Origin of the sequence: Hymenobacter sp. PAMC 26628, assembly GCF_001562275.1 — a bacterium.
Taxonomy (GTDB): Bacteria; Bacteroidota; Bacteroidia; order Cytophagales; family Hymenobacteraceae; genus Hymenobacter.
In genome coordinates, this window is record NZ_CP014304.1 from 502,185 (window position 1) to 526,660 (window position 24,476).

Here is a 24,476-nt window from a genome sequence, read left to right on the forward strand (position 1 = left end):
AATTATTTCTTGCGGAACACGATGCCAATCGGCACGCCCTTGAAGTCGAAGTGCTCGCGCATCCGGTTCTCGAGGTAGCGGGCGTAGCTGTCTTGCACGTACTGCGGCAGGTTGCAGAAGAAGGCAAACACCGGGTTGTGCGTGGGCAGCTGCGTTACGTACTTGATGCGCACCAGCTTGCCCTTGAGGGCGGGTGGCGGGTAGCGCTCAATCTCCTTTAGCATCACGTCGTTGAGCTGTGAAGTAGGAATTTTGCGGCGCTTGTTCTCGAACACCTGCACGGCCGTTTCGATGGCCTTGTGCACGCGCTGCTTCGTGAGCACCGAAATGAACACGATGGGCGGGTAGGCAATGGGGGCCAGCTTGGAGTAGATTTTCTCCTCAAACTCCTTGGTGGTATTGGTTTCCTTGTTCTCCACCAAGTCCCATTTGTTCACCAAAATCACGACGCCCTTGCGGTTCTTGTCGGCCAAGCCGATGATGTTCACGTCCTGCGACTCGATGCCGCGGGTGGCGTCGATGAGCACCACGCACACGTCGCACTCTTCCAGGGCCCTCAGGCTGCGCATGTTGGCGTAGAATTCGATGTCCTCGCTCACCTTGGCTTTGCGGCGCAACCCGGCCGTGTCCACGAGGATGAAGTCGTGGCCGAACACGTTGTAGCGGGTCGAAATGGCGTCGCGCGTGGTGCCGGCAATGTCGGTCACGATGCTGCGCTCGGTGCCCAGCAGTAGGTTCACGAAGCTGGACTTGCCCACGTTGGGGCGGCCCACCACGGCAATTTTCGGCACGCCCGAGTCGGGTTCTTCCTCGCCAGCTTCCGGGAAGTGGCGCACCACTTCGTCGAGCAGCTCGCCCGTGCCGTGGCCGTTGGCGCTGCTGATGGCGAAAATTTCGCCGTCGCCCATGCCCAGGGCGTAAAATTCGCCGCTGGCGTGAGCCCGGGCGTTGGTGTCGGCCTTGTTGGCCACTAGCAGAATAGGCTTCTTGTTGAGGTAGGGCCGCAGCACCTGCGCAAACTCCTCGTCGAGCCCGTGCACGCCGGCGTCGGCATCCACCATAAACAAGACCACGTCGGCCTCATCGATGGCCAGCTTTACCTGCTTGCGGATTTCACCTTCGAAAATGTCGTCCGAGCCGTGCACGTAGCCGCCGGTGTCAATCACAGTGAAGTTCTTGCCGATCCAGTCGCCGTGGCCGTAGTGGCGGTCGCGCGTTACGCCGCTCTCGTTGTCCATGATGGCCTTGCGCTGGCCCACGAGGCGGTTGAAAAGGGTGGATTTGCCCACGTTGGGCCGCCCCACAATGGCGATGGTGTTACTCATAAAAATGGGGGCCCCAGCCGCCGGCCCGACCAGTTTCGGCAGTACCCGGGGTGATTTGATTAAAGAATGGTCGGAAAATTATTGGTCAGAGCAGGCCGTCATGCTGAGCGCAGCCGAAGCATCTCTACTGCGGCAGTAATCCAGTCGGCTGGTTAATCAGCGGGAGAGATGCTTTGGCTGCGCGCAGCATGACGGCCTGTTCTATTTGATGAACAGTTTACTGGTACCCGAACCGGCTCAGGGCCTTGGGGTCGGTGCGCCAGTTCTCGTTCACTTTTACGTGCATTTCGAGGAAAACTTTTTTATTGAAAAACTTCTCCATGTCCTCACGGGCCCAGGTGCCTACTTTCTTCAGGGCCTCGCCGCCTTTGCCGATGACGATGCCCTTCTGGCTGGCGCGCTCTACATAAATGACGCCGCGGATGTGGATGATGTTTTCCTCTTCCTTGAACTCTTCGACGGTGACCTCGCAGCTGTACGGAATCTCTTTTTTGTAGAGCTTGAAGATTTTTTCGCGTACCATTTCGGCGGCGAAAAAGCGCTCCGGCTTGTCGGTTAGCTCGTCTTTGGGGTAGTACTCGGGGTGGACGGGCAGCTTTTCAAGTACCGATTCCAGCACCCGCTCGGTGCCGAAGGCATTGAGGGCCGAGATGGGCAGCACCTCGGTGGCGTTGGGCAACTGCTCCTGCCAGTAAGCCAGCTTGGCTTCGACCGCGGCCTGGTCGGCCTGGTCGATTTTATTGACGAGCAGAATGATGGGCGTGTCCACCATCTTGCGCAGGCGCTCCACCACGGGCTCCTCGTCGTACTGCTCGTAGATGTCGGTGACGAAGAGCACCACGTCGGCGTCTTCCAGCGACGAGTACACGAAGGCCATCATGGCGTTGTGCAGCTCGTACTTGGGCTGGATGATGCCCGGCGTGTCGGAGTAAATAAGCTGAAAATCGGGCCCGTTGAGGATGCCGAGGATGCGGTGGCGGGTAGTCTGGGCCTTGCTGGTGACGATGCTCAGCCGCTCGCCGACCAAGGCGTTCATCAGCGTCGACTTGCCCACGTTGGGCTTGCCGATGATGCTTACAAAGCCGGCCCGGTGGGGCTTGGGTTCGGGGTTCACAGAGGGATGGTTTTGATAATGAGGCCGCAAAGGTACGGCTTTCGGCCGCGATTCGCTAGCCCGGGGCCTATCCTACGCCGCCAGTAGGGGGCCCGGCGGGCCAACAAAGGCCGGCCCGCGCGGTTTGATAAGCTCCTGCCCCGTGCCCTTCTTTGCCCCATGCTACTCTTTGCCCTTTCTGGAAGCCCCCGCCCCGGCAGTGCCGTTGGCCAGCTGTTGCGGGCTGCCGCCGCGGCAGTACCGGCCGGAACGGATGTGGAGCTGTACGAAGAACTGCTGGGCCTGCCCCTGTTCAGCCCCGACCTGGACGGCCCCGGGGCCCCCGCGCCGCCGGCCGTGGCGGCGCTGCGGCAAGCGCTGGCTCGGGCCGATGCCGTGCTCCTCGCCACGCCCGAATACGCCTACGGGATGCCGGGCAGCTTGAAAAATGCCCTGGACTGGCTGGTGTCGGCCGGCAGCTTTTATGGCAAGTCCACCGGCGTACTCAGCGCCTCGCCCTCGGAAGGGGGCGGTGAAAAAGCCCGCGCTGGCCTGCTGCTGACGCTAGGGGCCCTGGGCGCGGCGGTGGTGCCGGCGGCCTCTTTCGCGGTACCGTTCGTCCGGGCCAAACTCGACGCGGCCGGCACCGTAACGGACGAGGCCCTGGCCGCGCGGCTTGGGGCCGCCGTGGCAACCTTAACGGCGGCCCAGGCTGTTACCTGAATTATTTCGCCCCGTCTTATTCTGCCCCGTCACTTCGGACCTTTGCCCTATGAATTCCGTTGCTCCTGAAACCGCTGCTGCGCCGACGCCGGCCGCCGCCGCCGCTACCATCACCGCCCGCCGCATCGGCGTGCTGCTCGTGAACCTCGGCACGCCCGACTCGCCCGAAACCGGCGACGTGCGCCGCTACCTCAACGAGTTCCTCACCGACGGCCGCGTGGTGGACATGCCGGCCGCCATTCGCTACCCGCTGTTTCAGGGGCTGGTGGTGCCGCTGCGGGCCCCTAAATCAGCGAAGATTTACAAGGAGCTGTGGACGGACCGCGGCTCGCCGCTGCTCTTCCACGGCCTCGACCTGAAGGAAAAAGTGCAGGCAGCGCTGGGCGACGGCTACGTGGTGGCCTTTGGGATGCGCTACCAAAAGCCGAGCGTTGCTGGGGCCCTGGAGGAGCTGCGCGCCGCCAACGTGGAGCGCATCGTGGTGCTGCCGCTGTTTCCGCAGTATGCTTCGGCCAGTACGGGCTCGGTGCAGGAGAAGGTGATGGACTTGGTGAAAGACTGGTGGATTGTACCTAGCATCAACTTCATCAGCCAGTTTGCCACCGAGCCGGGCTTCATTGCCTCCATCGTGGCGCGTGGCCGGGCCGAGATGGACAAGCAGCACTACGACCACGTGGTACTCAGCTACCACGGCATTCCGGAGCGCCACGTGAAAAAGGGCGACCCCACCAACTACTGCCGCTTCGGCAGCTGCTGCGACACGCTTACCGACCAGAACCAGTACTGCTACCGCGCCCAGTGCTTCGCCACCTCGCGCTTGGTGGCGGCGGGCCTGGGCCTGAAACCCGAGCAGTACACCGTCAGCTTCCAGAGCCGCCTGCAAAGCCGCCTGCGCGACCCTTGGCTGCAACCCTACACCGACGAAGTATTGAAGGAATTCCCCGCCAAAGGCATCAAGAACGTGCTGGCCTTCAGCCCCGCCTTCGTGGCCGACTGCCTGGAAACGACCATTGAAGTGGGCGAAGAATTCAAGGAATTATTCGAAGAAGCCGGCGGCGAGCATTGGCAGCTGGTGCCTTCGCTGAACTCGGAGCCGCAGTGGGTGGAAGCCGTGGCCGATATGCTCCGCCGGCACTAGGGCCCCGGCTTCGGCCGTAAATAAAGACGAGGGCCCCACAGCTGATGTGGGGCCCCTTTCGTTTGGGCTAATTTAAGCGGCGCTGCAACAGGCCATCCACGACTTCAAAAAGCCGGCGCGGCTCCAGGGTGCGCCAGGGCAGGTCGTCGAGTTGTCCCCCGAAGTTCACGTAGTTATCCACATTGTACTGGTGCATTTCGCGCAGCACGTGGTCCTGAAAGTTCACGCCGGCAATCCAGCCGTCCTCCACGTCCTCGAACCACTCGGCGTAGTAGTCGTCCTCGGCACCGTGGAAGTTGAATATGTTCTCGCCGATGAGGATGAATTTGCGGATGCCCTCGGCCACGAGCGGGTCCACAATGTAGCGCTTGAGGTGCATCACGTCGTTCTCAATGGCGTCGTTCCACTCGCCGATGAACTCGATAACGGCCACGCCGTCTTCGTAATCGGCAAATAGAATTTTGAGGAATAGCGTGTCCGATTCCATGCTATCCCATTGCGGGTGAATGAGGTAGCCGTAAATATTGTTGGTGAATAATTCCAGGCTGTTCTCGGCCCCGAAAAGCGGCGAGTGGGGGTCTTCGGCAGCCGAATACTGGTCAATCCAGTTATAGAAAGGCTCGATGGTGTGCATAGCAAAGCGGGGTAGAAAGCAAGGTGGAAACGCGCCAAGGCGCATTCGGTTTGGCCGGGCCGGCTAAAAAACGGCTTCCTTGCTCCAACGACACGCAGGCGTTTCCGCGTTCCGACCCGCGCTTATGCTCGGCCCAGGGCCCCCAGCGCGGCCCGCACGCTGCCGTGGCGGGCCAGCAGCTCGGCCGCCTTGGGCTGGGCGATGCCCAGCTCGTCCATCAGCATGCGCTGGCCGCGCTCCACCAGCTTTTCGTTGGAGAGCTGCATGTCGACCATCTTATTGCCTTTCACCCGGCCCAGGCGGATGAACGTGGCCGTGGTGAGCATATTCAGCGCCAGCTTCTGGGCCGTGCCGGCCTTAAGGCGCGTGCTGCCGGTGATGAACTCGGGGCCCGTCACTACTTCCACCGGAAACTCGGCCGCGGCCGCCACGCCCGAACCGGCGTTGCACACGATGCAGCCCGTGGCCAGGCCCGCCGCGCGCGCCGCGTTGAGGCCCCCGATGACGTAGGGCGTGCGGCCCGAGGCGGCCAAGCCCACCAGCACGTCTTTCGCGTTGACGTTGTGCGCCTGCAAATCGACCCAGGCTTGGGTGGCGTTGTCCTCCGCGCCCTCCACGGCCTGGCGAATGGCGCCGTCGCCGCCGGCCATGATGCCCACCACCAGCCCGGCCGGCACGCCAAACGTGGGCGGGCACTCCGAGGCGTCCACCACGCCCAGCCGCCCGCTGGTGCCTGCCCCGATGTAGAACAGGCGCCCGCCGGCTTGCAGCCGGGCCACGGTGGCCTCTACCAAGGCCCCAATTTGGGGCAGGGCCCGGGCCACGGCCTGGGGCACGGTCTGGTCGAGGCGGTTCATGCCGGCCAGCAACTCGGCGGTGGGTAGCGTTTCGAGGTTGGTGAATTCGGACGGTGCTTCGGTGGTCATCATGGCAAGAAAGTTATTTCAGGAGGCCAATAACAGGGAAATTGTCGAACACCTTGGCGTTGTGCGGGGCGTCTTTGTCGAGTCCGGGCGTCAGGTCTTGGCCAGCCCAGTGCTCGTAGTGGTTGCCGCGCTTCCACAGCCGCGAGCGGCCCACGTCGTAGATGCGGCCTTGGTAGGCCACCCAGATCTCGTCGCGGTCCTGCCCGTTGCGCAACGCGAGCTGGTTTTTGGTGTAGGTTTTAGTTGTCAGTTGCTCGTCGTCAGTTGTCAGGCTCATATTTCCAGTACTCAAAAAAATTAGGGACAACTGATAACGCACAACTGACAACTAAAACCTAGCCCAACAGGGCTTGCAAGCGAATCCAGCGCTCGGGCAGGTCGCCCTGCGAGGCGTGGAGGTAGTCTTCGTACGAGCACGGCACCACGCGCTTCACGGCGCTGTCGCCGAGGCTTTCCACTTCCATCCACCACTTGTCGGCGCGGCGCGACTTGTAGAACACCAGCTTGTCGGGGTTGCCGGGCAGCACCACCGTGTAGGTAAGGAAGCGGAACGTGCCGAAGCCCGTTTCGGGCCGGCGGTGGTAAAAGCCCTCCACAAAGTACCAGAGCATGGTAGCCAGCGTGGCGGCGGCCAGGCCGTGGGGGTCGTGCTCGGGCCGGTAGCCGTAGAGGCCCAGCGACGTGAGCTGCTCACTGTGCCCGGCGTACCAGCACAGCTGGGTGGCGTCGTCGGCACTGAGGCCGAAGGGGTTGGCCGGGGCGTAGCCGGGTGCGTCCGTCCAGCGCAAAGCCGCCAGGTCGATGCTCAGGAAATCGGCTTGGCGCACCAGCGGCTCGGCCTGGCGGCGGTCGGTGCGGATGGCCCCCACGCTCATCGTGTCGAAGTGCATCTTGTCGAGGGCTATCAGCACCTCGGGCGGCGTGAGGTACTGCTGGTGCCCAAGGTGGGCCAGGCTGAACACGTAGTTGGGCTCGTGCACCAGCAGGCGGCGCAGGTGGCTGGTTTCGGCCGGCGTGGCGGGCCCCGGCTCGGCCATGTCGGGCCGGGCATCCACGATGGCGAAGCTCACCGGCCGCTCCTGGGTTTCGTAGGCCAGAAACTGGCCGTAGTCGAGGTCGTGCGAGCCGCCCAGCAGCACGGGCACCGTGTTGGCTTCAAGCAGTGCGGCCACAATTTCGCGCAGCCGCTGGTACGTGTCCTCCAGGCTGAGGCCGGGACGCAGATTGCCCAAATCGACGAGCCGCAGGGCCCCGGTGCCTTTCTGGAGCTGGTAAAACCGCTCGCGCACGCGGTTGGCGCCGTGGTAGCCGGCGGGTGGGGCCCCGGCGGCCGCGCCGCGCCACTCGTCGAGGCCGAGAATGGCCACGTCGGCCCCGCGCCAGTCCGGGAACGCCTCGGTGAAGCGCGTGGCATAGGCGGCCAGGGCAGTGGGCGGTGTGGGGGTGGCCGTGGGCTCGTCGTCGGCGAGCGGGTCAAAAAACAGGGCCAGGTTCATGAAAATACCAAAAGCAAGGGCCGTAAAATTACACGCTCCCGCGGCGGCCGGGGCAATTTAAAACAGGGCCCCGGCCGCCGCCGCGCTATGCCGGGGCCCCATCGCCAAAAAAGCTCGTTTATTTAGCCGCAATTTCAACTCGTTTAAGCTTCATCCCACCCGCCGATGGACGTCCGCCGCTCTTTCGATATCCTGCCCTACCAACTCGCGACGTTTGCCAAGACCGACGCGCTGGCCGCCAAAATCAACGGCCAGTGGTCGCCCCTCAGCACCCAGCAGGTGCAGGACCAGGCCAACCTGGTAAGCCTCGGCCTGCGGGCCCTGGGTTTGCAACGCGGCGACAAGGTGGCGCTCATCAGCATGAACCGGCCCGAGTGGATGTTGGCCGACTTCGGCATTGCCCAAATCGGGGCCACCAGCGTGCCCATGTACCCCAGCATCACGGTCGAAGACTACAAGTACATCTTCACCGATGCCGGGGTAAAGGCCGTATTTGTTTCCGATGAAAAGCTGTTTCATAAGGTGCAGGAGGCCACTGCGGGCCTAGCCATTCCGGCCGAGAACGTTTTCACGTTTGATAAGGTCGAAGGGGCCCGCCACTTCAGCGAGCTGCTGGAACTGGGCCAGCAAGGCAACCCCGCCGACCTAGAGCCCCTAAAAGCCGCCGTGGAGCCCGACGATTTGCTTACGCTCATCTACACCAGCGGCACCACCGGCCAGCCCAAGGGCGTGATGCTCAGCCACGACAACATCCTGAGCAATTACCGCGGCTCCAAGCAGTTTGTGCCCGTGGGGGCCCACGACAAGGCGCTGAGCTTCTTGCCATTGTGCCACATTTTCGAGCGCATGGTCACGTACTTGTACATGATGAGCGGCGTGAGCATCTACTACGCCGAAAGCCTGGAAGCCGTGGCCGAAAACCTGCGCGAAGTGAAGCCCGAAATCTTCACTACCGTGCCGCGCCTGCTCGAAAAGGTGTTCGACCGCATCGTGGCCAAGGGCCACGAGCAAACCGGCATCAAGCACAAGCTCTTCTTTTGGGCCCTGGACCTGGGCCTGAAGTATGACACCCAGAAAGACCAGGGCTTCGTGTACAACACCGAGTTGGCCATTGCCAACAAGCTCATCTTCAGCAAGTGGCGCGAGGCGCTGGGCGGCAACCTGCGCTGCATCGTGAGCGGAGGCGGGGCCCTGCAACCGCGGCTGGCGCGGGTGTTCTGGGCCGCCGGCATCCGGGTGATGGAAGGGTACGGCCTGACGGAAACCTCGCCCGTGATTGCCGTGAACGGCTACGAGCGCGAGAACAACATGATCGGCACCGTGGGGCCCCTCATCGATAACATGGAGGTGAAAATTGCGCCCGATGGCGAAATCCTGACCCGCTCGGCCTCGGTGATGAAGGGCTACTACAACAAGCCCGATTTGACGGCCGAAACCATCGACGCCGACGGCTGGCTGCACACCGGTGACATCGGCGAGCTGGTGAACGGGCGGTTTTTGAAGATTACCGACCGCAAAAAAGAGATGTTTAAAACCAGCGGCGGCAAGTACATTGCCCCGCAAGTGATTGAGAGCAAGCTCAAAGAAGACCCGCTCATCGAGCAGGCCATGGTGGTGGGGGCCGACAAGAAGTACGCCGCCGCGCTAATCATTCCCTCGTTCCACGACCTGAAAGCCTGGTGCAAAAGCCACGGCGTGCCCGACGCGCCCAACGAAGAACTGGTGCGGAACGAGCAAGTGGTGAAGCTCTACCACGAGCTGGTGGCCAAGTGCAACAAGAGCTTTGCGCAGTGGGAGCAGCTGAAAAAAATTGCGCTGCTGCCCGAGCTGTGGACCGTGGAAACCGGCGAAATGACGCCCACCATGAAGGTGAAGCGCAAGGTCATCACCGAGAAGAACAAGGACCTCATCGAGGGGCTGTTCTAGCCGAGCGGCGGCCCGCGGCGCGCGTTTCGGCTTTTGGGAAAGTAGTATGCAAGCCGAGTAAATTTCTTCGTAAGTTTACCGCACTTATCCCGCGCCATGAAACCCGAAGAAACCGTCGATTACAACATCAAAGTGGCCTGGCACGCCATTTCTCGGATGTACAACACCCAAGCGGCCCAGAACGACATCACGACTAGCATCGGGTTTGTGCTGCTCAACATCGACCACGAGCACGGCATCCCGGCCACCAAAATTGCCCCGCTCCTGGGCCTGGAAACCCGGAGCCTCACGCGCATTTTGCGCAGCATGGAAGACAAAGGTCTGATTTACAAGCAGGCCGATACGCAGGACAAGCGTTCGGTGCGCATTTTTCTGACGCCGCTGGGCCTGGAGAAAAAAGAGATTTCGCGCCAAACGGTGCGGCATTTCAACGCCAAAATCCGGGAGAAAATCCCGCAGTCGCAGCTCGATGTGTTCCTGAAAGTGACGGCCCAGATTACGGGCATCATCGAGGGAAAAACCATGTTCGACGGCTTCGAACTGAAGCCGTTGCGCCACGAAAACCTGGCGTAGGGCCCCGGCCCGCTACCGGGCCCGCGGCTCCTTCTCCGCATCTCCGCATCCCTTCCCATTCACCCAACCTGAATGAAACGAATCATCAAAAAAGTAGCCGTTCTGGGCTCCGGCGTTATGGGCTCGCGCATTGCATGCCACTTCGCCAACATCGGCGTGCAGGTGCTGCTGCTCGACATTGCGCCCAAAGAGCTGTTGCCTGCCGAGCAGGCCAAAGGCCTGGAGCTGGGGGCCCCTGCCGTGCGCAACCGCATCGTGAACGCCGCGCTCCAAGCCGCAATCGTTGCCAACCCGTCGCCTCTCTACCGCAAGAGCGAGGCCAGCCGCATCAAAACCGGCAACTTCGACGACAATCTGAAGGAAATTGCCGGCTGCGACTGGGTAATTGAGGTGGTGGTGGAGCGACTCGACATCAAAAAGAGCCTCTACGAGCGCGTGGAGGAGTTTCGCAAGAAGGGCACGCTCATCACGAGCAACACCAGCGGCATCCCCATTCACCTGCTGGCCGAGGGCCGCTCGGATGATTTCAAGCAAAATTTCTGCGGCACGCACTTCTTCAACCCGCCGCGGTACCTGAAGCTGTTGGAGGTGATTCCGACGCCCGACACCAAGCCGGAAGTGGTTGATTTCCTGCTGCACTACGGCGATTTGTACCTGGGCAAAACCACCGTGCTGGCCAAGGATACGCCCGGCTTCATCGCCAACCGCGTGGGCGTATTCGCCCTACTCGACGCCATGCAAACCATGCAGAAGCTGGGCCTGACCGTGGAGGAAACCGACAAGCTGACGGGGCCCGTGATTGGCCACGCGAAGTCAGCCACGCTGCGCACCTCCGACGTGGTGGGCCTCGACACAACCATTAACGTGGCCAACGGCTTGGCCCAGGGCCTGCCCAACGACGAGGCTAAGGACACGTTTGCCCTGCCCGATTTCGTGCAGAAAATGGGTGAGAACAAGTGGCTGGGCGACAAAACCGGCCAGGGCTTCTACAAGAAAGTAAAGGGCGAAGGCGGCAAGTCAGAAATCTACGCCCTCGACCTCAACACGCTGGAATACAAGCCTTCGCAGAAGGTAAAGTTTGCCACGTTGGAGCTGACCAAGACCATCGACAAGGTGGCCGACCGCTTCAAGGTACTGGTGGCGGGTAAGGACAAGGCCGGCGAATTTTACCGCCTAAGCTTCGGGAGCCTGTTTGCCTACGTGAGCAACCGCGTGCCCGAAATTGCCGACGAGCTGTACAAGATTGACGACGCCCTGCGCGCCGGCTTCGGCTGGGAGCTGGGGCCCTACGAAACCTGGGACGCGCTGGGCGTGCAAGCCGGCATTGACCTGGCCAAAGCTACCGGCCGCACCGTGGCCCCGTGGGTGGCGGAAATGCTGGCCGCTGGCCACCAGGCCTTTTACCAGGTGAGCGTCGCCGGCGTGCGCGAGTTCTACGACATTGCTTCAAAAAGCTACCAGCCGGTGCCGGGCGTGGAGAACTTTATCATTCTCGACAACCTGCGGGCCAGTGGCAAGGTGCTGTGGAAGAACAGCGGCGCCTCCATCATCGACCTCGGCGACGGCATTCTGAACGTGGAGTTCCATTCGAAGATGAACGCCATAGGCCAGGACGTGATTCAGGGCCTGCTCAAGGGCATCGACATGGCCGAAGGCGGCTACCGGGGCTTAGTAGTGGGCAACGACGCGCCTGCCTTCTCGGCCGGGGCCAACCTGGGCTTGGTGTACATGCAGGCCGTGGAGCAGGAATTTGACGAGCTGAACTTGATGATTAGCCAGTTCCAGCAGGCCATGATGCGGCTGCGCTATAGTAGCATCCCAGTGGTGGGGGCCCCCCACGGCCTGGCCCTGGGCGGCGGCTGCGAGCTGAACCTGCACTGCGACCGGGTGGTGGCCGCGGCCGAAACCTACATGGGCCTGGTCGAATTCGGCGTGGGCCTGATTCCCGGCGGCGGTGGCACCAAGGAAATGACGCTGCGCACCGCCGCCAAGTACGAAGACGGCGAGCCCGAATACAACCTGCTGCGCAACACCTACATGACCATCAGCACGGCCAAAGTTTCGACCTCGGCGGCGGAGGCCTTCGACCTGGGCTTCCTGCGCCGGGGCGACGAAGTGGTGGTCAACGGCAGCCGCGTGATTGCCCAGGCCAAGGCCGCCGCCCTGGAGCTGGCCGACGCCGGCTACACCCAGCCCAGCCAGAAAACCAACATCAAAGTGCACGGCAAGGGGGCCCTGGCCATGTTCCGCACCGGTGTGTACGCCATGCAGCAGGGCAACTACATTTCGAAGCACGACGAGCTGATTGCCAACAAGCTGGCCTACGTGATGTGCGGCGGTGACCTGTCGGCCCCCACCGAAGTGAGCGAGCAATACCTGCTGGACCTGGAGCGCGATGCCTTCCTGAGCCTCTGCGGCGAGCGCAAGACGCTGGAGCGGATTCAAAGCATTCTCACCACCGGTAAGCCGCTGCGCAACTAAAAATTTGTCATGCCTACCTGGCGTCCCGAAGGAAGCATCTTATCACGGCTGCCTTCGCCAGAATCAATTTCTCACCCGAGCGGCGCGAACGTGATAAGATACTTCGCAAGCTCAGCATGACAGAATCTATCAAAATGGCCAATACCGCCTATATCGTCGCCGGCTACCGCACCGCCGTTGGCAAAGCCCCCCGTGGCGTGTTCCGCTTCACCCGCCCCGACGACCTTGCCGCCGAGGTCATCAAACACCTCATGAAATCGGTGCCCGCGCTGGATCCCAGCCGCGTCGACGACGTGATTGTGGGCAACGCCGTGCCCGAGGCCGAGCAGGGCCTGCAAATGGGCCGCCTCATCTCGCTGCTGGCGCTGCCCATCAACGTGCCCGGCCTCATCGTGAACCGCTACTGCGGCTCGGGCGTGGAAACCATCGCCATGGCAGTGGGCAAAATCACGGCCGGCATGGCCGAGTGCATCATCGCCGGCGGCACCGAAAGCATGAGCATGGTGCCCACCGTGGGCTGGAAAACCGTGCCCAACTACAAGCTCGCCAACGAGCACCCCGACTACTACATGGGCATGGGCCTGACGGCCGAAGCCGTGGCCCAGGACTACAAAATCTCGCGCCAGGACCAAGACGAGTTTTCTTACAATTCGCACCAGAAGGCCATCAAGGCCATCAAGGAAGGCAAGTTTGCCAAGAGCATCGTGCCCATTACAGTGGAAGAAACCTACCTCGACCAGGCCACCGGCAAGAAGAAAAACCGCTCCTACGTGGTGGACACCGACGAGGGCCCCCGCGCCGATACGTCCATCGAAGCCCTGGCCAAGTTGCGCCCCGTGTTCGCTGCCAACGGCAGCGTCACGGCCGGCAACTCGTCCCAAACCTCCGACGGCGCGGCCTTCGTACTGGTGATGTCGGAGCGCCTAGTGAAGGAGTTGAACCTGGAGCCCATCGCCCGCATGGTCACCTACGCCACCGAGGGCGTGGACCCGCGCATCATGGGCATGGGCCCCATCAAGGCCGTGCCGAAAGCCCTCAAGCAAGCCGGCATGAAGCTGGACGACATTGACTTGTTTGAGCTAAACGAGGCCTTCGCTTCGCAGAGCCTGGCCGTGGTGCGCGAGCTAGGCATCGACACCGAAAAGCTGAACGTGAACGGCGGGGCCATTGCCCTGGGCCACCCGCTGGGCTGCTCGGGCGCTAAGCTCTCCATCCAGCTCTTCGACGAGCTGCGCGACCGGGGCCAGAAATACGGCATCGTCACGGCCTGCGTGGGCGGCGGCCAGGGCGTCGCCGGCATCTACGAGCTGCTGAAGTAGAACGGCTATCCATCTGCACTTTGTTGGCCTGATGAAAGTTAATTGAGGCAGACGGTTGGGTATTGGTACGGCAATCTGGAAGCCACGTGCAATTCAAACATCCGGCTAAACTTGGTTTGGTTACTTTAGCTGGCCACAAACCGTCTGACGACGTGGCCATCGGTACAGCCATGAACATCCTAAAGCAAGCTGGCTTGCGCTGAAACGCTATGAAAAAATACCTGGTAATTTTCGAGCACACTTCCACCGGCTATTCTGCTTATGCGCCAGACTTACCCGGCCTGGCTGCTTTCGGTGAAACGCGTGCCGAGGTTGAGCAAAACGCACGCGAAGGCATTGCCTTCCACATCGAAGGCTTATTGCTGGAGGGCTTGCCAATACCAGAGCCCAGCACGGAATCAGCAACGCTGGAAGTAGCAGTTGCTTAATACGCATTAATGGGAGAAAACCCGCTTAGGTGGGTTTTTTCTTGCCAAAATAGTCGGCACGCCTAACAAATTTTGTTTATCTTGCAGTACTAAATCCCGGGGCCCTATTGTTTGCCAAAATAGTAGGCGTGCCGAACACCTTACTCCTCTATCCACTTCAACTCCTCACTCAACAACCGTCATGGAAGTATCCCAAAAAGCTGTCGTGAAGGGCGGCGAATTCATCATCAAACCGACCGATGCGCAGGACGTTTTCACCCCGGCCGATTTCAGTGAGGAGCAGCGCCTGATGCACCAGACCTGCCTGGACTTTGTGGCCCAGGAAGTAACTCCTCTGTTGGAGCGCCTCGACAACCACGAGGAAGGCCTGATGCGCGGCCTGATGGAGAAAGCTGGCCAGCAGGGCCTGTTCGGGGTCAGCATCCCCGAGCAGTTTGGGGGCCTGGACATGGACTTCCCCACGGCGCTGCGCGTGACGGAGGGCGTGGGCGGTGGCCACTCGTTCCCGGTGGCGTTTGCGGCGCACACGGGCATTGCCATGCTGCCCATTCTGTACTTCGGCACCGACGCGCAAAAGGAAAAATACCTGCCCGGCCTCACCGACGGCACCCTGATGGGGGCCTACTGCCTCACCGAGCCCGGCTCGGGCTCCGACGCGCTGGGCGCCAAAACCAAGGCCGTGCTGAACGCCGAAGGCACGCACTACGTGCTGAACGGCCAGAAAATGTGGATCACCAACGCCGGTTTTGCCGACGTATTTATCGTGTTTGCCAAGATTGACGGAGAACAGTTCACCGGCTTCATCGTGGACAAAAACACGCCCGGGCTGAGCCTGGGCAACGAGGAGCACAAGATGGGCATCCGTGGCAGCAGCACGCGCCAGGTGTTTTTCAGCGACGCGCAGGTACCCAAAGAGAACGTCCTGGGCGAGATTGGCAAAGGCCACCTCATCGCCTTCAACGTGCTGAACATCGGCCGCATCAAGCTGGCCGCCGCTTGCCTGGGCGGGGCCAAAGGCGCGGCCATCCAAAGCATTAAGTACGCCAACGAGCGGGTGCAGTTCAAGCTGCCCATCAGCAAGTTCGGCGCTATTCGCTACAAGCTGGCCCAGCAAGCCATCCGCATGTATGCCGTAGAATCGGCTATCTACCGCGCCGGCGACGACATCTACCGCATGGAGCAGCGCCTGCTAGCGGAAGGCAAGGGGAGCAACGAGGCCCTGCTGGGCGCCGCCCGCGAGTTTGCCGTAGAGTGCGCCATGCTGAAAGTGGAAGGCTCGGAAGTGCTGGACTACGTGGTAGACGAAGGCGTGCAGATTTTCGGCGGCTACGGCTTCTCGGCCGACTACCCGATGGACCGCGCCTACCGCGACTCGCGCATCAACCGCATCTTTGAGGGCACCAACGAAATTAACCGCATGCTGGCGGTGGACATGATTTTGAAGAAGGGCCTGAAGGGTGAAATTGACCTGATGGGCCCCGCCCAGGCCGTGCAGCAAGAGCTGCTGGCCATTCCGAGCATGGGCGAGAGCGACGATTCGCCGTTTGCCGCCGAGAAAAAAGCCATTGCTGGCCTCAAAAAAGCCATCCTGATGGTGGCCGGCACGGCCGTGCAGAAGTACATGAACTCGCTAGCCAAGGAGCAGGAAGTGTTGACCAACATCGCCGACATGGCCATCAAAACCTACGTGGCCGAAAGCACCCTGCTGCGCGTGGAAAAAGAAATTGCTGCCAAAGGCGAGGAGACATTGAGCCGCGAGCTGGACATGGCCCGCGTGTACCTCTCCGACACCATTGACATCGTGGAGCGCGCCGGCAAGGAAGCCATCGCCAGCATGACCGAAGGCGACGAGCAGCGTTTGCTGAGCATGGGCCTCAAGCGCTTCACCAAGGCCGACCTCTTCAACGTGAAAGACGCCCGCCGCCGCGTGGCCGCTGGCCTCATCGAAGCCAACGACTACATCTACTAGCATTCAAGTAATAGTCATCAAAAAAGACGTTCCCGGTTCGGGAATGGCTTTTTTGATGGCTTATAACTGGCCTATTTCAGTTCTACCCGGTCGAGTTGCAGCGCAGCAGAGCGCTTGCTGGGGCGGCTGATGCCGATGATGGTTTTGGGCCCCAGCCAAGCGGTGAAGTCCTTTACGTAGGCCAATTGTTTGTCGTCGGCCACGTTCAGCTTGAGGCGCTGCGGGGGCGAGGCCACGCCGCCTAGCGCCGGCAGGTGGCGCAGGTACAGGTCCGATTTGCCGGCCAGGGTTTCCAGCGTCACCAGTTGGATTTCTTCGTTGAAAACGGCGGCCCGGAAGCCGATGCCCGTGTAGCTGTCCACGGCCGGGGCCGTTTGGTCCTTGGCTATCAGCTTGTGCCAGCTCGGCCGGGCAAAGCTGTTGTAGCCAAATGCGTGGATTTCGCGGGCGTGCACGGGCAGCTCGGGGCCCCCTTCCTCGTAGTGGCGCTCGGCCAGCACTACCAGGTTTTTTTCGGGCGTGAGAAGTAAGTCGGCTAGGTAGATATCCTCCAGCCGCTTGGGCGCCGGGGCCCCGGTGGCCTGGCCTACGGCGGCCAAGTAGGGAGCATCGAAGGGGACCTCATCGCTCAGCTTGATGTCGTTTTTGTCGAAATCAAAGCGCACTACTTTCAACCCCGTTAGCTCGCCCGAATCGTAGTCGGCCACCAGCGCGGCGGCGTAGAGCTGGCCGTCGGGCAGCAGCTTGAACCGCGCGTCGCGGATGCGGATGGTGCGGCCCCCGAAGATGCCGCCCACCGGCACACCCAGCACCGGCACCGGCGTGGCCTGCGTGGGCAGGTCGGGTGTGGCCGGGTAGCGGCGCACGGTCAGCTTGCTCATGCCATCGCTGAGCATCGTTACAAGCTGGGCCCCATCGTTGGCCACCAGCACGTTGGGCGAGAAAAATTCGCGCGTGGCCCGGAAGTCATAGGTCCGGCTCAGTACTTTATTCAGCTTCTGGTCAAACAGCGTTGCGTTGAGGGTCCTAATTTGCTCTTCGCGGGTTTGGTAGGCGAAGGCCAGCAGGTGCGTGCCATCGGGCGATATGGCCACGCCCGGGCGGCGGTCGCGGGCAGGGGCCGCCACCAGTACCACCGGGGGCCCCAACTGGCCATTGCGCAGGTTCACCGGGTGTAAGGTCAGGTTTTGGTCGCTTTCATCTTTGTGGTGCAGCACCACCCAAGCTTGCTCGGGACCCATCCCGAAGGCTTCCACCGTTTCGCCCGGGGCTACGGGCAGGGTAGCCTCCCACTGCTTTTTTAGGGCTTGGTCGTAGCGCTCCACGGCGTAGCCACCGTTGGCTTGGTGGGCCAGAATGATGAAGCCGCTGCCAGCGGCCAGCGGCAATGTTTTGACTGGCACCCGGCTGTCGTAGCGGTCAGCGCCTTGCTCGGGCTGGTAACTGAACGGGACGGATTTGACCTTTTGGGCCCAAACTGGTGCAGCCGTGGTCAACAGTCCCATTGCAGCCAAAATAGCCTTAATTCGATGGTATTGCATTTAGTGAAAATTAGATTAATACCAGAAGGCATACCTGTGCCCATATGCTTATGCATCAAATGTAGCGTTTGCTTATAGTCTGTGTGGCGTGGGAGCTAGGCGCCTAAGTGCGCTGAGTGGGTAACAAAAGGGTAGCATAAACACAACCGATGCGAATAAACTTTCGTATAGCGGCACCGTTTAAGGTGTAGCTCGAACGTCTGCTCCTTTCCACTAAACACCGTACTTTACCAGGGCAACTACTAGCTATTACTTTAAAAATTGATTGATTGTAAATATTTCAAGAATTATTCTTTTCGTGCCGAGAGGCGTTTCCTTTATGAAAACAATAGGAAAACTTTTTTTGCTCTTGAGTTTTGTGGTCGTTGGGCGTTGGTCGCGTCCCAATCCACCGGTCATTACCGCTACTTTCTCCGAATTGATGGCCCCCGCCAACCACTTTTCCCCCAGAACCAGCAGCCCCGTAGTGCTGGTGCGCAACAGCTCGCAACCGGCTAATGTGCCCAGCTCCTTGGCACTGTTCTAATCTAAAAAAGCGGCTTCATCGAGGCCGCTTTTTTAGGCTTGTATTTTTAGCTAATCCGGCTCCAGTTCACGGCGTTGGCGGGTAAGCTGTCAATGTGGTGGCGGATGTTACCATTTTCGGCCTTGGCCAATTCGGGGTCTTCCGCCAGTAGCGACTGGGCAGCGGCGCGGCTCTCGCTCAGGATGCGTCCGTCCTTGGCCAAGTCGGCAATAAGCAGGTCAAGCACGCCGCTTTGCTGAGTGCCCATGAGGTCGCCGGGGCCCCGGAGCTTTAGGTCAATGTCGGCAATTTCGAAGCCGTTGTTGGTACGTACCATCGTTTCGAGGCGGGTGCGGGCGTCCTTGCTCAGTTTGAAGCCCGACATGAGGATGCAGTAGCTCTGGTCGGCCCCGCGGCCCACGCGGCCCCGCAGCTGGTGCAGCTGCGAAAGGCCGAATCGCTCGGCCGACTCAATCACCATCACCGACGAGTTGGGCACGTTTACGCCCACTTCGATTACGGTGGTGGCCACCATAATCTGGGTTTCTTTTTTCACGAAGCGCGCCATTTCGAAGTCCTTTTCCTCGGCTTTCATGCGCCCGTGCACCATGCTAATTTGCATTTCCGGGAAGGCGCGCGTCACACTCTCGTAGCCATCTGTCAGGTCCTTGTAGTCCAATGTTTCCGACTCCTCAATCAGCGGGTACACGATGTACGCCTGCCGCCCCAGCTGCACCTGCTGGCGAATGAACTCAAACACTTTCAGGCGGTTGGCGTCGTAGCGGTGCACCGTCACGATGGGTTTGCGGCCGGCCGGCAGCTCGTCAATCACGCTCACGTCGAGGTCGCCGTACAGCGTCATGGCTAGCGTGCGCGGGATGGGCGTGGCCGTCATCACCAGCACGTGCGGGATGACGTGCGGGTTTTTCTGCCACAGCTTCGAGCGCTGCGCCACCCCGAAGCGGTGCTGCTCGTCCATAATCGTGAGGCCCAGGTTGCGGAACTGCACCACGTCCTCCAGCAGGGCGTGGGTGCCCACCAGCATGTGCATCGTGCCGTTGCGCAGCTCCTCGTGCAGCACGCGGCGCTGGGCCGTGCGGGTGCTGCCCGTGAGCTTGCCCAAGTGGATGCCCAGCGCGTCGGCGTACACCTTCAGGCCCTGGTAGTGCTGGTCGGCCAGGATTTCGGTGGGGGCCATAAGGCAGCTCTGGGCCCCGTTGTCGGCCGCCATCAGCATGGCGATGAAGGCCACGATGGTTTTGCCCGAGCCCACGTCGCCCTGCAACAGCCGGTTCATTTGCTGGCCGGCGCAGAAGTCCTTGTAAATGTCGTGGATAACCCGCTTCTGGGCCCCCGTGAGATCGAAGCTGAGGTGGTTGTTATAGAAATCAACCAGCGTGGGCACCTGGTTAAAAATCTGGCCGGCCAGCGTCACCTTGCGTTGGTCTTTCTGGCGCAACAGCTTGAGCTGGATGTAAAACAGCTCCTCAAACTTGAGCCGGAACCGCGCCGCGGCCAGCAAGTCCGGGTTCTGCGGAAAGTGGATTTGCTGCATCGCCTGGGCCTTGCCCATCAGCGCGTACTGCTCCACGAGGGCTGGCGAAAGCGTCTCGGTGACGTGCGGCAGCGCAATTTTCAGCAGGTCGGCCACCATGCGCATGATGGCCTTGCTGTCCACGCGGTGGTAGTTTTTGAGTTTCTCGCTGGTGTTGTACACCGGCTGCAAAAAGCTCTGGCCCGCCTTAGCCTCGGTCACTTCCTCCAGCTCGGGGTGGGCCATCTGGGGCCGCCCGTTGAACATCGTGGGCTTGCCAAACAGAATGTATTCCTTCTGGTTCTGCACAATCTGCTGCATCCACTTGATGCCCTTGAACCACACCAGGTCCAGGTCGCCGCTGGCGTCGCTCAGCGTGGCCGTGAGGCGCTGCTTGGGGCCCTCGCCCACGAGTTGGCGGTTGCGCAAAATGCCCTTCACCTGCACGTAAGGCAGGTCTTCGTGCAAATCCACGACGTTGTAAAACTGCGTCCGGTCGAGGTAGCGGAACGGATAGCGCTGGATCAGGTCGCCGTAGGTGAACAGGCCCAGCTCCTTGCCCAGCAGCTGCCCCCGCTGGGCCCCCACGCCCCGCAAAAACTCCAGCCGGGTATTAAAGAAACTCATGTTTTTGAGCTGTTAGCTATTAGCCGTCAGCTGTTAGCTTTTCGATAAATTACTTGAATAACGCCAACCTGGCACAGAAATCTAACAGCTAACAGCTTAACTACCGGTACTTCAACGTATTCAGCATCTGCACCATGTCGGTTTTCACGTACTCAATTACCGGGGCCAGCGAGTCGTTGGCGGTGGCGGTTTGGAAGTACAGGGCCCCGCGCAAAAAGTGCTTGGTGCTGTCGGTGGTATAAAACTGGAACTGGCTTGGCACCTCGCCTTGCAGCTCAAACACCGAAGCCCGCATGCCGTTGGGCATCTTCAAAATGCGCTCATCAATGGCCGTGGCCTTCACCTGGTGCTTGCCGGTGAGCTTGCGAGCGTCCTCCATCATCTTGTTGTAGAGGCGCCGGTCGCGGGCCACGTCCATGTACGTAATCTGCACGTTGGCATGCAGTTGTGGATAATAGATGTTCAGCCAGTGCGGCTGCGCCATGTACGACGAGTCGCGCTTCACCACCGCCGACTGCGAGTAGTCGAACGTGTAGGGGTGGCCATCGGGCAGGGCCCGGTAGCGGTGGGGCGGCAACACAATACGGTTGTAGCCCTTGGGCTTAGGCGTGAAGTCGGGCGCGGCCGTGCATGCGGCCAGCCCGAGGGCCAGGGCCCCCAGCCAAGCCAGCCGGCCGGCGAAGCGCGGCAAAAAAGTAGAATGTTTCACGGATTGCTATTAATGGTCGCCGCCGTTCAAAGGTACTCCCGCCCCGCCGCAACGAAAAAAGCCCCGGCGTGGTGCCAGGGCTTTTCAGAAACGAGACGGACGCACGGCTAAAACGGCAGCTGGTCCAGCTCCGGCTCCTGCCGAAAGCTGACCGCTGGCTCGGCCACCGCGGCCGGGGCCCCGGGCGAGCCGCCCGGCCGGGCGCCCAGCATCGAAATCTCATCGGCGATGATTTCGGTGATGTAGCGGGTTTGCTGGTCTTTGTCCTGGTACTGGCGGGTGCGCAGCTTGCCTTCGATGTACACCTGCTGGCCTTTCTTGAGGAATTTGTCGGCCATTTCCGCCAGGCCACGCCAGGCGGAAATGTTGTGCCACTCGGTGCGCTCCACGCGCGTGCCTTGCTTGTCTTTGAAGTACTCGTTGGTGGCGAGCGTGAAGTGCGCCACGCTTACGCCGCCTTCCAGGTGCCGCACCTCGGGGTCCTTGCCCAAGTTGCCTACTAAAATTACTTTGTTTACTCCGGCCATGACGGTAGGGGTTAAAAATGGTAAAATGCGTTTTACCTCGCAGAGATTAAGGTGCTATAAAAGTACGCGCCGAAAATTAAATTACCAAATTGGTTAGTAAAATAATTTCAATTTTTGCCCAAATAATTGGCAATAAGTTGCGGCTTGGGTAACTCCTCAATTTCGGCCGGCGAATACGCCCGCAGGCCCGTATCGGCCAAGGATGTCGCCGGCAGGGGCCCCGCCAGCCACACGGTATGGAAGCGCGCCTCCAGCTTCTGGTGGCTCAGCACGTGCTTGAGCAGGGGTGGGGCCCCTGGCTCGGCCGCGAGGCTAGTATCGAGCTGGCCGCCCAGGGCTTCCACGTGGCGCAGCACCTCGGCCGCATCCAGCTCTAAGCCAGTGGTTTCAACTACGGCGAAGTCGTACAGGCCCTGCCAAATATCTTTTTCGCCGCGCTTCTTTAAGTACATGGCCTCGCCGTGGCGCAGCACCAGGTAGTGCAGGTAGCGCACACGCGCCGCCTTTGCTTTGCTCTTTACCGGCAGCAGTGCCACTTGCCCGTGCTGAAACGCCCAGCAACTGTGCTGCATGGGGCAAAACAGGCAATCGGGCCGCGCCGGGGTGCATTGCAGGGCCCCAAACTCCATGATGGCCTGGTTGAAATCGGCAGGGGCCGAGGCTGGAATGTGCTGGTCGGCCAGGGCCTGAAATTCCTTGCGCGAGGCTGGCGCGGCAATGTCGGCGTGCAGCCCAAAAATGCGCGCCAGCACTCGGTACACGTTGCCATCGAGCACGGCCACCGCTTCGTCGAAGGCAAACGAGGCAATAGCCGCCGCCGTGTAGGGCCCCACGCCGCGCAGCTTCAGCAGGCCGGCGTAGGTGGTCGGGAATTGGCCGCCGTGCTCCTGCACCACTTGCTGGGCCGTATGGTGCATGTTGCGGGCCCGGGAGTAGTAGCCCAGTCCCTGCCACAAGCGCAGCACTTCCTGCTCGGGGGCCCCGGCCAGCGCCTGCACCGTGGGGTAAGCGGCCAGAAAGGCTTCGTAATAGGGGAGGCCCTGCGCCACGCGGGTTTGCTGGAGAATAACTTCGGACAGCCAGATGGCGTATGGGTCGCGGGTATGGCGCCAGGGCAAGTCGCGGTGGTGGCGGGGGTACCAGGCCAGCAGCGCGGCGGCCAGCACAGAAGGTTGGCGGGGGAGATTAGCCAAAATTTTGAGGACGAATAAATTGGGCCGGGGCCCCGATTGCAGTGGGTGATTGGGAAAAACCAAAAAAGAAGCTACCTTTGTGGCCCGATTTCATAAGCGAATCGCCTACCGGGCAAGGGCTTACGCGGAAAGCGGGAATTTTTATTGCCCAGATTCTTATTTTTTTACCCTAAGTACATAACCAACGTGACCAAAGCAGAGGTAATCGCCGAAATTTCGCAGAAAACCGGCATCGAGAAAGCAGATGTGTTGATGACCGTAGAAGCCTTCTTCAAAGTGGTGAAGGATTCGATGACCGAGGGCAACAACATTTACGTGCGCGGCTTCGGCTCTTTCGTTAACAAGAAGCGCGCCCGGAAAGTGGCCCGCAACATCTCGAAAAACACGTCGCTCATCATCGAGGAGCACTACATCCCGAGCTTCAAGCCGTCGAAAACCTTCGTGGCTAAAATCAAAAACAGCAAGAAAGTAAAAACCACGGCTGCTAAAGCTTAAGTTTTCGTTGCTGATTACTAGCTAATTACCGGCTGTGCCGCCGGCGTCTTCCTACAAATGGGAAGCCCGGCGGCCGGCTATTTTCTATGGCTGCCACCGCCTCCCGTCCCGCTGCTCACCAAGTACTGGTCCTAGTCCTCGCCTTGGCGCTGATTGGCGGCTTGTTTGTGCTTCCCAAAGGCATTGTGAAGCCCAAGGAAGGAAAGGCGGAATTGACCCAGGATGCGGCCCGCACGGCCAACCGCGACGGTGGCGGTCCAGCCACCAACGGCTCCAAAGCCGATGCGTCGTCGGGCCCCGTGTCGGCCGAGGCGGGGCCCACTACCTCCCCGGAGGGCCCCACAGCCGCTGCCCCCCACACTACGGCCAGTCGAGAGCAGCGCCAGGAACTGAACCGCTTGGTGGGGCAGTTTGCCAAAGCCGGTACCCCGGCCCAACGGGCTGAGGCCGCCACGCTGCTGGCCCGCCGCTACGAGAACGTGCAGCGCTTCGACAGCGCGGGCTATTACTACGAGCAGGTGGCCGCGGCGCAGCCGGGGCCCCAGGCGTTGCAGCAAGCGGCGGATGCCTATTTCCAGGCGTTTAGCTTTGCTTCGTCGGACGAGCGCATCAAGCTGCTCGGCGGCAAGGCCCGTGATTTGTATACCAAAGTGCTGGCCAAGAGCCCCAATAATCTCGACGCCAAGACCAACCTGGGCATGGCCTACATGGCTTCCGACAACCCCGTGCAGGGCGTAACGCTGTTGCGCGAGGTACTGGCCGCCGACCCCAACAACGAAAGAGCGCTGTACGACCTGGGCATTCTGGCGGTGCAAAGCAACCAGTACGACAAAGCCGTGGAGCGCTTCCAGCAGTTGGTGAAGGTGAATCCCAAAAACGTGAATGCCCAGTTTTACCTGGGCGTGACCTCGGCCCGGACGGGGGCTAAAGAACAGGCCCGCGCCGCCTTTTTGGCGGCTAAAAGCCTCAGTGCCGACCCGGCCCTGGCCGCATCGGTCGAGGAAGAGCTGGCCAAATTGAAATAACTGTACCCCAATCCCAAAAACTTAACCCACAAGCACATGCCCTGCGGTAAAAAACGTAAACGTCATAAGATTGCCACCCACAAGCGTAAAAAGCGCCTGCGCAAGAATCGCCACAAGAAGAAGTAAGCCGCCCCTCGGGGTGCTTTGGCAACCGGTGGTTTCGGTTTGAAACCTGCCGGCTGCCCATCTCTCACAGTAGCCTCCCGGATGCGGCGGGTGTGTGCTTTTCCTGTGGCTCGCGAGGGAAGTCAGAACTTTGGGTTCTGGCTTCCCTTTTGCCGGTTTTGGG

23 protein-coding genes are annotated in these 24,476 nt (G+C 60.9%); 11 read left to right on the forward strand and 12 right to left on the reverse strand.

All coding sequences use genetic code 11. The annotated features are described in order from the left end of the window. Nucleotides 1-2 precede the first annotated feature (2 nt). Together der and era are read right to left on the reverse strand one after the other, a co-directional pair. Nucleotides 3-1,325 carry a ribosome biogenesis GTPase Der gene (gene der, locus AXW84_RS02530; protein ID WP_068228224.1) on the reverse strand — a complete coding sequence of 441 codons (1,323 nt, stop codon included), beginning with the start codon at nt 1,323-1,325 and terminating at the stop codon, nt 3-5. A gap of 217 nt (nt 1,326-1,542) precedes the next feature. Then, nucleotides 1,543-2,439, reverse strand: coding sequence for a GTPase Era (era, locus tag AXW84_RS02535; protein ID WP_068228225.1), 897 nt, complete (start codon nt 2,437-2,439; stop codon nt 1,543-1,545). A gap of 159 nt (nt 2,440-2,598) precedes the next feature. Between era and AXW84_RS02540 the strand changes: the two genes are divergently transcribed. Beyond that, nucleotides 2,599-3,141: an NADPH-dependent FMN reductase gene (locus tag AXW84_RS02540; protein WP_068228227.1), complete on the forward strand. Its 543-nt coding sequence runs from the start codon at nt 2,599-2,601 to the stop codon at nt 3,139-3,141. Nucleotides 3,142-3,190: 49 nt separating this feature from the next. Beyond that, the gene (gene hemH, locus AXW84_RS02545; RefSeq protein ID WP_082773655.1) at nt 3,191-4,279 is read left to right on the forward strand and encodes a ferrochelatase; all 1,089 of its coding nucleotides are present in this window, start codon (nt 3,191-3,193) and stop codon (nt 4,277-4,279) included. A gap of 67 nt (nt 4,280-4,346) precedes the next feature. Here the strand turns inward: hemH and AXW84_RS02550 are convergent, their stop codons facing one another. The 4 genes from AXW84_RS02550 to AXW84_RS02565 form a co-directional block, all read right to left on the reverse strand. Continuing rightward, nucleotides 4,347-4,913, reverse strand: a complete 567-nt coding sequence (locus AXW84_RS02550; RefSeq protein ID WP_068228235.1) for a hypothetical protein — start codon at nt 4,911-4,913, stop codon at nt 4,347-4,349. Nucleotides 4,914-5,035: 122 nt separating this feature from the next. Continuing rightward, entirely contained in the window at nt 5,036-5,839 is an 804-nt protein-coding gene (murQ, locus tag AXW84_RS02555; protein ID WP_082773656.1) for an N-acetylmuramic acid 6-phosphate etherase, read from the reverse strand. A 13-nt stretch (nt 5,840-5,852) separates the two neighbouring features. Further along, on the reverse strand, nt 5,853-6,116 hold the full coding sequence (locus AXW84_RS02560; RefSeq protein ID WP_068228240.1) for a cytochrome b5 domain-containing protein: 264 nt from the start codon (nt 6,114-6,116) through the stop codon (nt 5,853-5,855). 58 nt (nt 6,117-6,174) lie between these two features. Next, entirely contained in the window at nt 6,175-7,335 is a 1,161-nt protein-coding gene (locus AXW84_RS02565) for a formimidoylglutamase (RefSeq protein ID WP_068228243.1), read from the reverse strand. A gap of 165 nt (nt 7,336-7,500) precedes the next feature. Between AXW84_RS02565 and AXW84_RS02570 the strand changes: the two genes are divergently transcribed. The 7 genes from AXW84_RS02570 (at nt 7,501) to AXW84_RS02595 (ending at nt 16,031) form a co-directional block, all read left to right on the forward strand. Continuing rightward, entirely contained in the window at nt 7,501-9,261 is a 1,761-nt protein-coding gene (locus AXW84_RS02570; RefSeq protein ID WP_068228245.1) for an AMP-dependent synthetase/ligase, read from the forward strand. 96 nt (nt 9,262-9,357) lie between these two features. Further along, complete coding sequence (locus AXW84_RS02575; RefSeq protein WP_068228248.1) at nt 9,358-9,834, forward strand: MarR family winged helix-turn-helix transcriptional regulator; 477 nt, start codon at nt 9,358-9,360, stop codon at nt 9,832-9,834. 72 nt (nt 9,835-9,906) lie between these two features. Continuing rightward, nucleotides 9,907-12,315: a 3-hydroxyacyl-CoA dehydrogenase/enoyl-CoA hydratase family protein gene (locus AXW84_RS02580; RefSeq protein WP_068228251.1), complete on the forward strand. Its 2,409-nt coding sequence runs from the start codon at nt 9,907-9,909 to the stop codon at nt 12,313-12,315. A 116-nt stretch (nt 12,316-12,431) separates the two neighbouring features. Beyond that, nucleotides 12,432-13,634, forward strand: coding sequence for an acetyl-CoA C-acyltransferase (locus tag AXW84_RS02585; protein WP_236943230.1), 1,203 nt, complete (start codon nt 12,432-12,434; stop codon nt 13,632-13,634). Between the two features lie 41 nt (nt 13,635-13,675). Next, nucleotides 13,676-13,837: a type II toxin-antitoxin system HicA family toxin gene (locus AXW84_RS22965; protein WP_071889800.1), complete on the forward strand. Its 162-nt coding sequence runs from the start codon at nt 13,676-13,678 to the stop codon at nt 13,835-13,837. Between the two features lie 6 nt (nt 13,838-13,843). Beyond that, complete coding sequence (locus AXW84_RS02590) at nt 13,844-14,062, forward strand: type II toxin-antitoxin system HicB family antitoxin (RefSeq protein ID WP_068228257.1); 219 nt, start codon at nt 13,844-13,846, stop codon at nt 14,060-14,062. A gap of 181 nt (nt 14,063-14,243) precedes the next feature. Next, nucleotides 14,244-16,031, forward strand: coding sequence for an acyl-CoA dehydrogenase family protein (locus tag AXW84_RS02595; RefSeq protein ID WP_068228259.1), 1,788 nt, complete (start codon nt 14,244-14,246; stop codon nt 16,029-16,031). A gap of 71 nt (nt 16,032-16,102) precedes the next feature. Here the strand turns inward: AXW84_RS02595 and AXW84_RS02600 are convergent, their stop codons facing one another. From AXW84_RS02600 to mutY, 6 genes are all read right to left on the reverse strand, one after another. Continuing rightward, nucleotides 16,103-17,536 (reverse strand): hypothetical protein, encoded by a 1,434-nt coding sequence (locus AXW84_RS02600; protein WP_068228262.1) that lies wholly within the window; start codon nt 17,534-17,536, stop codon nt 16,103-16,105. 285 nt (nt 17,537-17,821) lie between these two features. Next, nucleotides 17,822-18,052 carry a hypothetical protein gene (locus AXW84_RS24385; protein ID WP_157886770.1) on the reverse strand — a complete coding sequence of 77 codons (231 nt, stop codon included), beginning with the start codon at nt 18,050-18,052 and terminating at the stop codon, nt 17,822-17,824. A 92-nt stretch (nt 18,053-18,144) separates the two neighbouring features. Continuing rightward, the gene (recG, locus tag AXW84_RS02605; protein WP_068228265.1) at nt 18,145-20,238 is read right to left on the reverse strand and encodes an ATP-dependent DNA helicase RecG; all 2,094 of its coding nucleotides are present in this window, start codon (nt 20,236-20,238) and stop codon (nt 18,145-18,147) included. Nucleotides 20,239-20,338: 100 nt separating this feature from the next. Further along, nucleotides 20,339-20,929, reverse strand: coding sequence for a gliding motility lipoprotein GldD (gene gldD / locus AXW84_RS02610; RefSeq protein WP_157887208.1), 591 nt, complete (start codon nt 20,927-20,929; stop codon nt 20,339-20,341). Nucleotides 20,930-21,054: 125 nt separating this feature from the next. Continuing rightward, nucleotides 21,055-21,474, reverse strand: a complete 420-nt coding sequence (locus AXW84_RS02615; RefSeq protein ID WP_068228268.1) for a single-stranded DNA-binding protein — start codon at nt 21,472-21,474, stop codon at nt 21,055-21,057. A gap of 107 nt (nt 21,475-21,581) precedes the next feature. After that, nucleotides 21,582-22,667, reverse strand: a complete 1,086-nt coding sequence (gene mutY / locus AXW84_RS02620; RefSeq protein WP_068238847.1) for an A/G-specific adenine glycosylase — start codon at nt 22,665-22,667, stop codon at nt 21,582-21,584. 186 nt (nt 22,668-22,853) lie between these two features. On the opposite strand from mutY, the gene AXW84_RS02625 reads away from it, so the two are divergent. Next, nucleotides 22,854-23,162: an HU family DNA-binding protein gene (locus AXW84_RS02625; RefSeq protein ID WP_068238849.1), complete on the forward strand. Its 309-nt coding sequence runs from the start codon at nt 22,854-22,856 to the stop codon at nt 23,160-23,162. 86 nt (nt 23,163-23,248) lie between these two features. Next, nucleotides 23,249-24,187 carry a tetratricopeptide repeat protein gene (locus AXW84_RS02630; RefSeq protein WP_068228271.1) on the forward strand — a complete coding sequence of 313 codons (939 nt, stop codon included), beginning with the start codon at nt 23,249-23,251 and terminating at the stop codon, nt 24,185-24,187. Nucleotides 24,188-24,476: the final 289 nt, after the last annotated feature.

Excerpts from the sequence above, each read along its gene's own strand:
- der (WP_068228224.1), bottom strand. The coding sequence starts at position 1,325 with ATGAGTAACACCATCGCCATTGTGGGGCGGCCCAACGTGGGCAAATCC.
- AXW84_RS02540 (WP_068228227.1), top strand. The coding sequence starts at position 2,599 with ATGCTACTCTTTGCCCTTTCTGGAAGCCCCCGCCCCGGCAGTGCCGTT.
- hemH (WP_082773655.1), top strand. The coding sequence starts at position 3,191 with ATGAATTCCGTTGCTCCTGAAACCGCTGCTGCGCCGACGCCGGCCGCC.
- AXW84_RS02550 (WP_068228235.1), bottom strand. The coding sequence starts at position 4,913 with ATGCACACCATCGAGCCTTTCTATAACTGGATTGACCAGTATTCGGCT.
- murQ (WP_082773656.1), bottom strand. The coding sequence starts at position 5,839 with ATGACCACCGAAGCACCGTCCGAATTCACCAACCTCGAAACGCTACCC.
- AXW84_RS02560 (WP_068228240.1), bottom strand. The coding sequence starts at position 6,116 with ATGAGCCTGACAACTGACGACGAGCAACTGACAACTAAAACCTACACC.
- AXW84_RS02565 (WP_068228243.1), bottom strand. The coding sequence starts at position 7,335 with ATGAACCTGGCCCTGTTTTTTGACCCGCTCGCCGACGACGAGCCCACG.
- AXW84_RS02570 (WP_068228245.1), top strand. The coding sequence starts at position 7,501 with ATGGACGTCCGCCGCTCTTTCGATATCCTGCCCTACCAACTCGCGACG.
- AXW84_RS02575 (WP_068228248.1), top strand. The coding sequence starts at position 9,358 with ATGAAACCCGAAGAAACCGTCGATTACAACATCAAAGTGGCCTGGCAC.
- AXW84_RS02580 (WP_068228251.1), top strand. The coding sequence starts at position 9,907 with ATGAAACGAATCATCAAAAAAGTAGCCGTTCTGGGCTCCGGCGTTATG.
- AXW84_RS02585 (WP_236943230.1), top strand. The coding sequence starts at position 12,432 with ATGACAGAATCTATCAAAATGGCCAATACCGCCTATATCGTCGCCGGC.
- AXW84_RS02590 (WP_068228257.1), top strand. The coding sequence starts at position 13,844 with ATGAAAAAATACCTGGTAATTTTCGAGCACACTTCCACCGGCTATTCT.
- AXW84_RS02595 (WP_068228259.1), top strand. The coding sequence starts at position 14,244 with ATGGAAGTATCCCAAAAAGCTGTCGTGAAGGGCGGCGAATTCATCATC.
- AXW84_RS02600 (WP_068228262.1), bottom strand. The coding sequence starts at position 17,536 with ATGGGACTGTTGACCACGGCTGCACCAGTTTGGGCCCAAAAGGTCAAA.
- recG (WP_068228265.1), bottom strand. The coding sequence starts at position 20,238 with ATGAGTTTCTTTAATACCCGGCTGGAGTTTTTGCGGGGCGTGGGGGCC.
- AXW84_RS02615 (WP_068228268.1), bottom strand. The coding sequence starts at position 21,474 with ATGGCCGGAGTAAACAAAGTAATTTTAGTAGGCAACTTGGGCAAGGAC.
- AXW84_RS02630 (WP_068228271.1), top strand. The coding sequence starts at position 23,249 with ATGGCTGCCACCGCCTCCCGTCCCGCTGCTCACCAAGTACTGGTCCTA.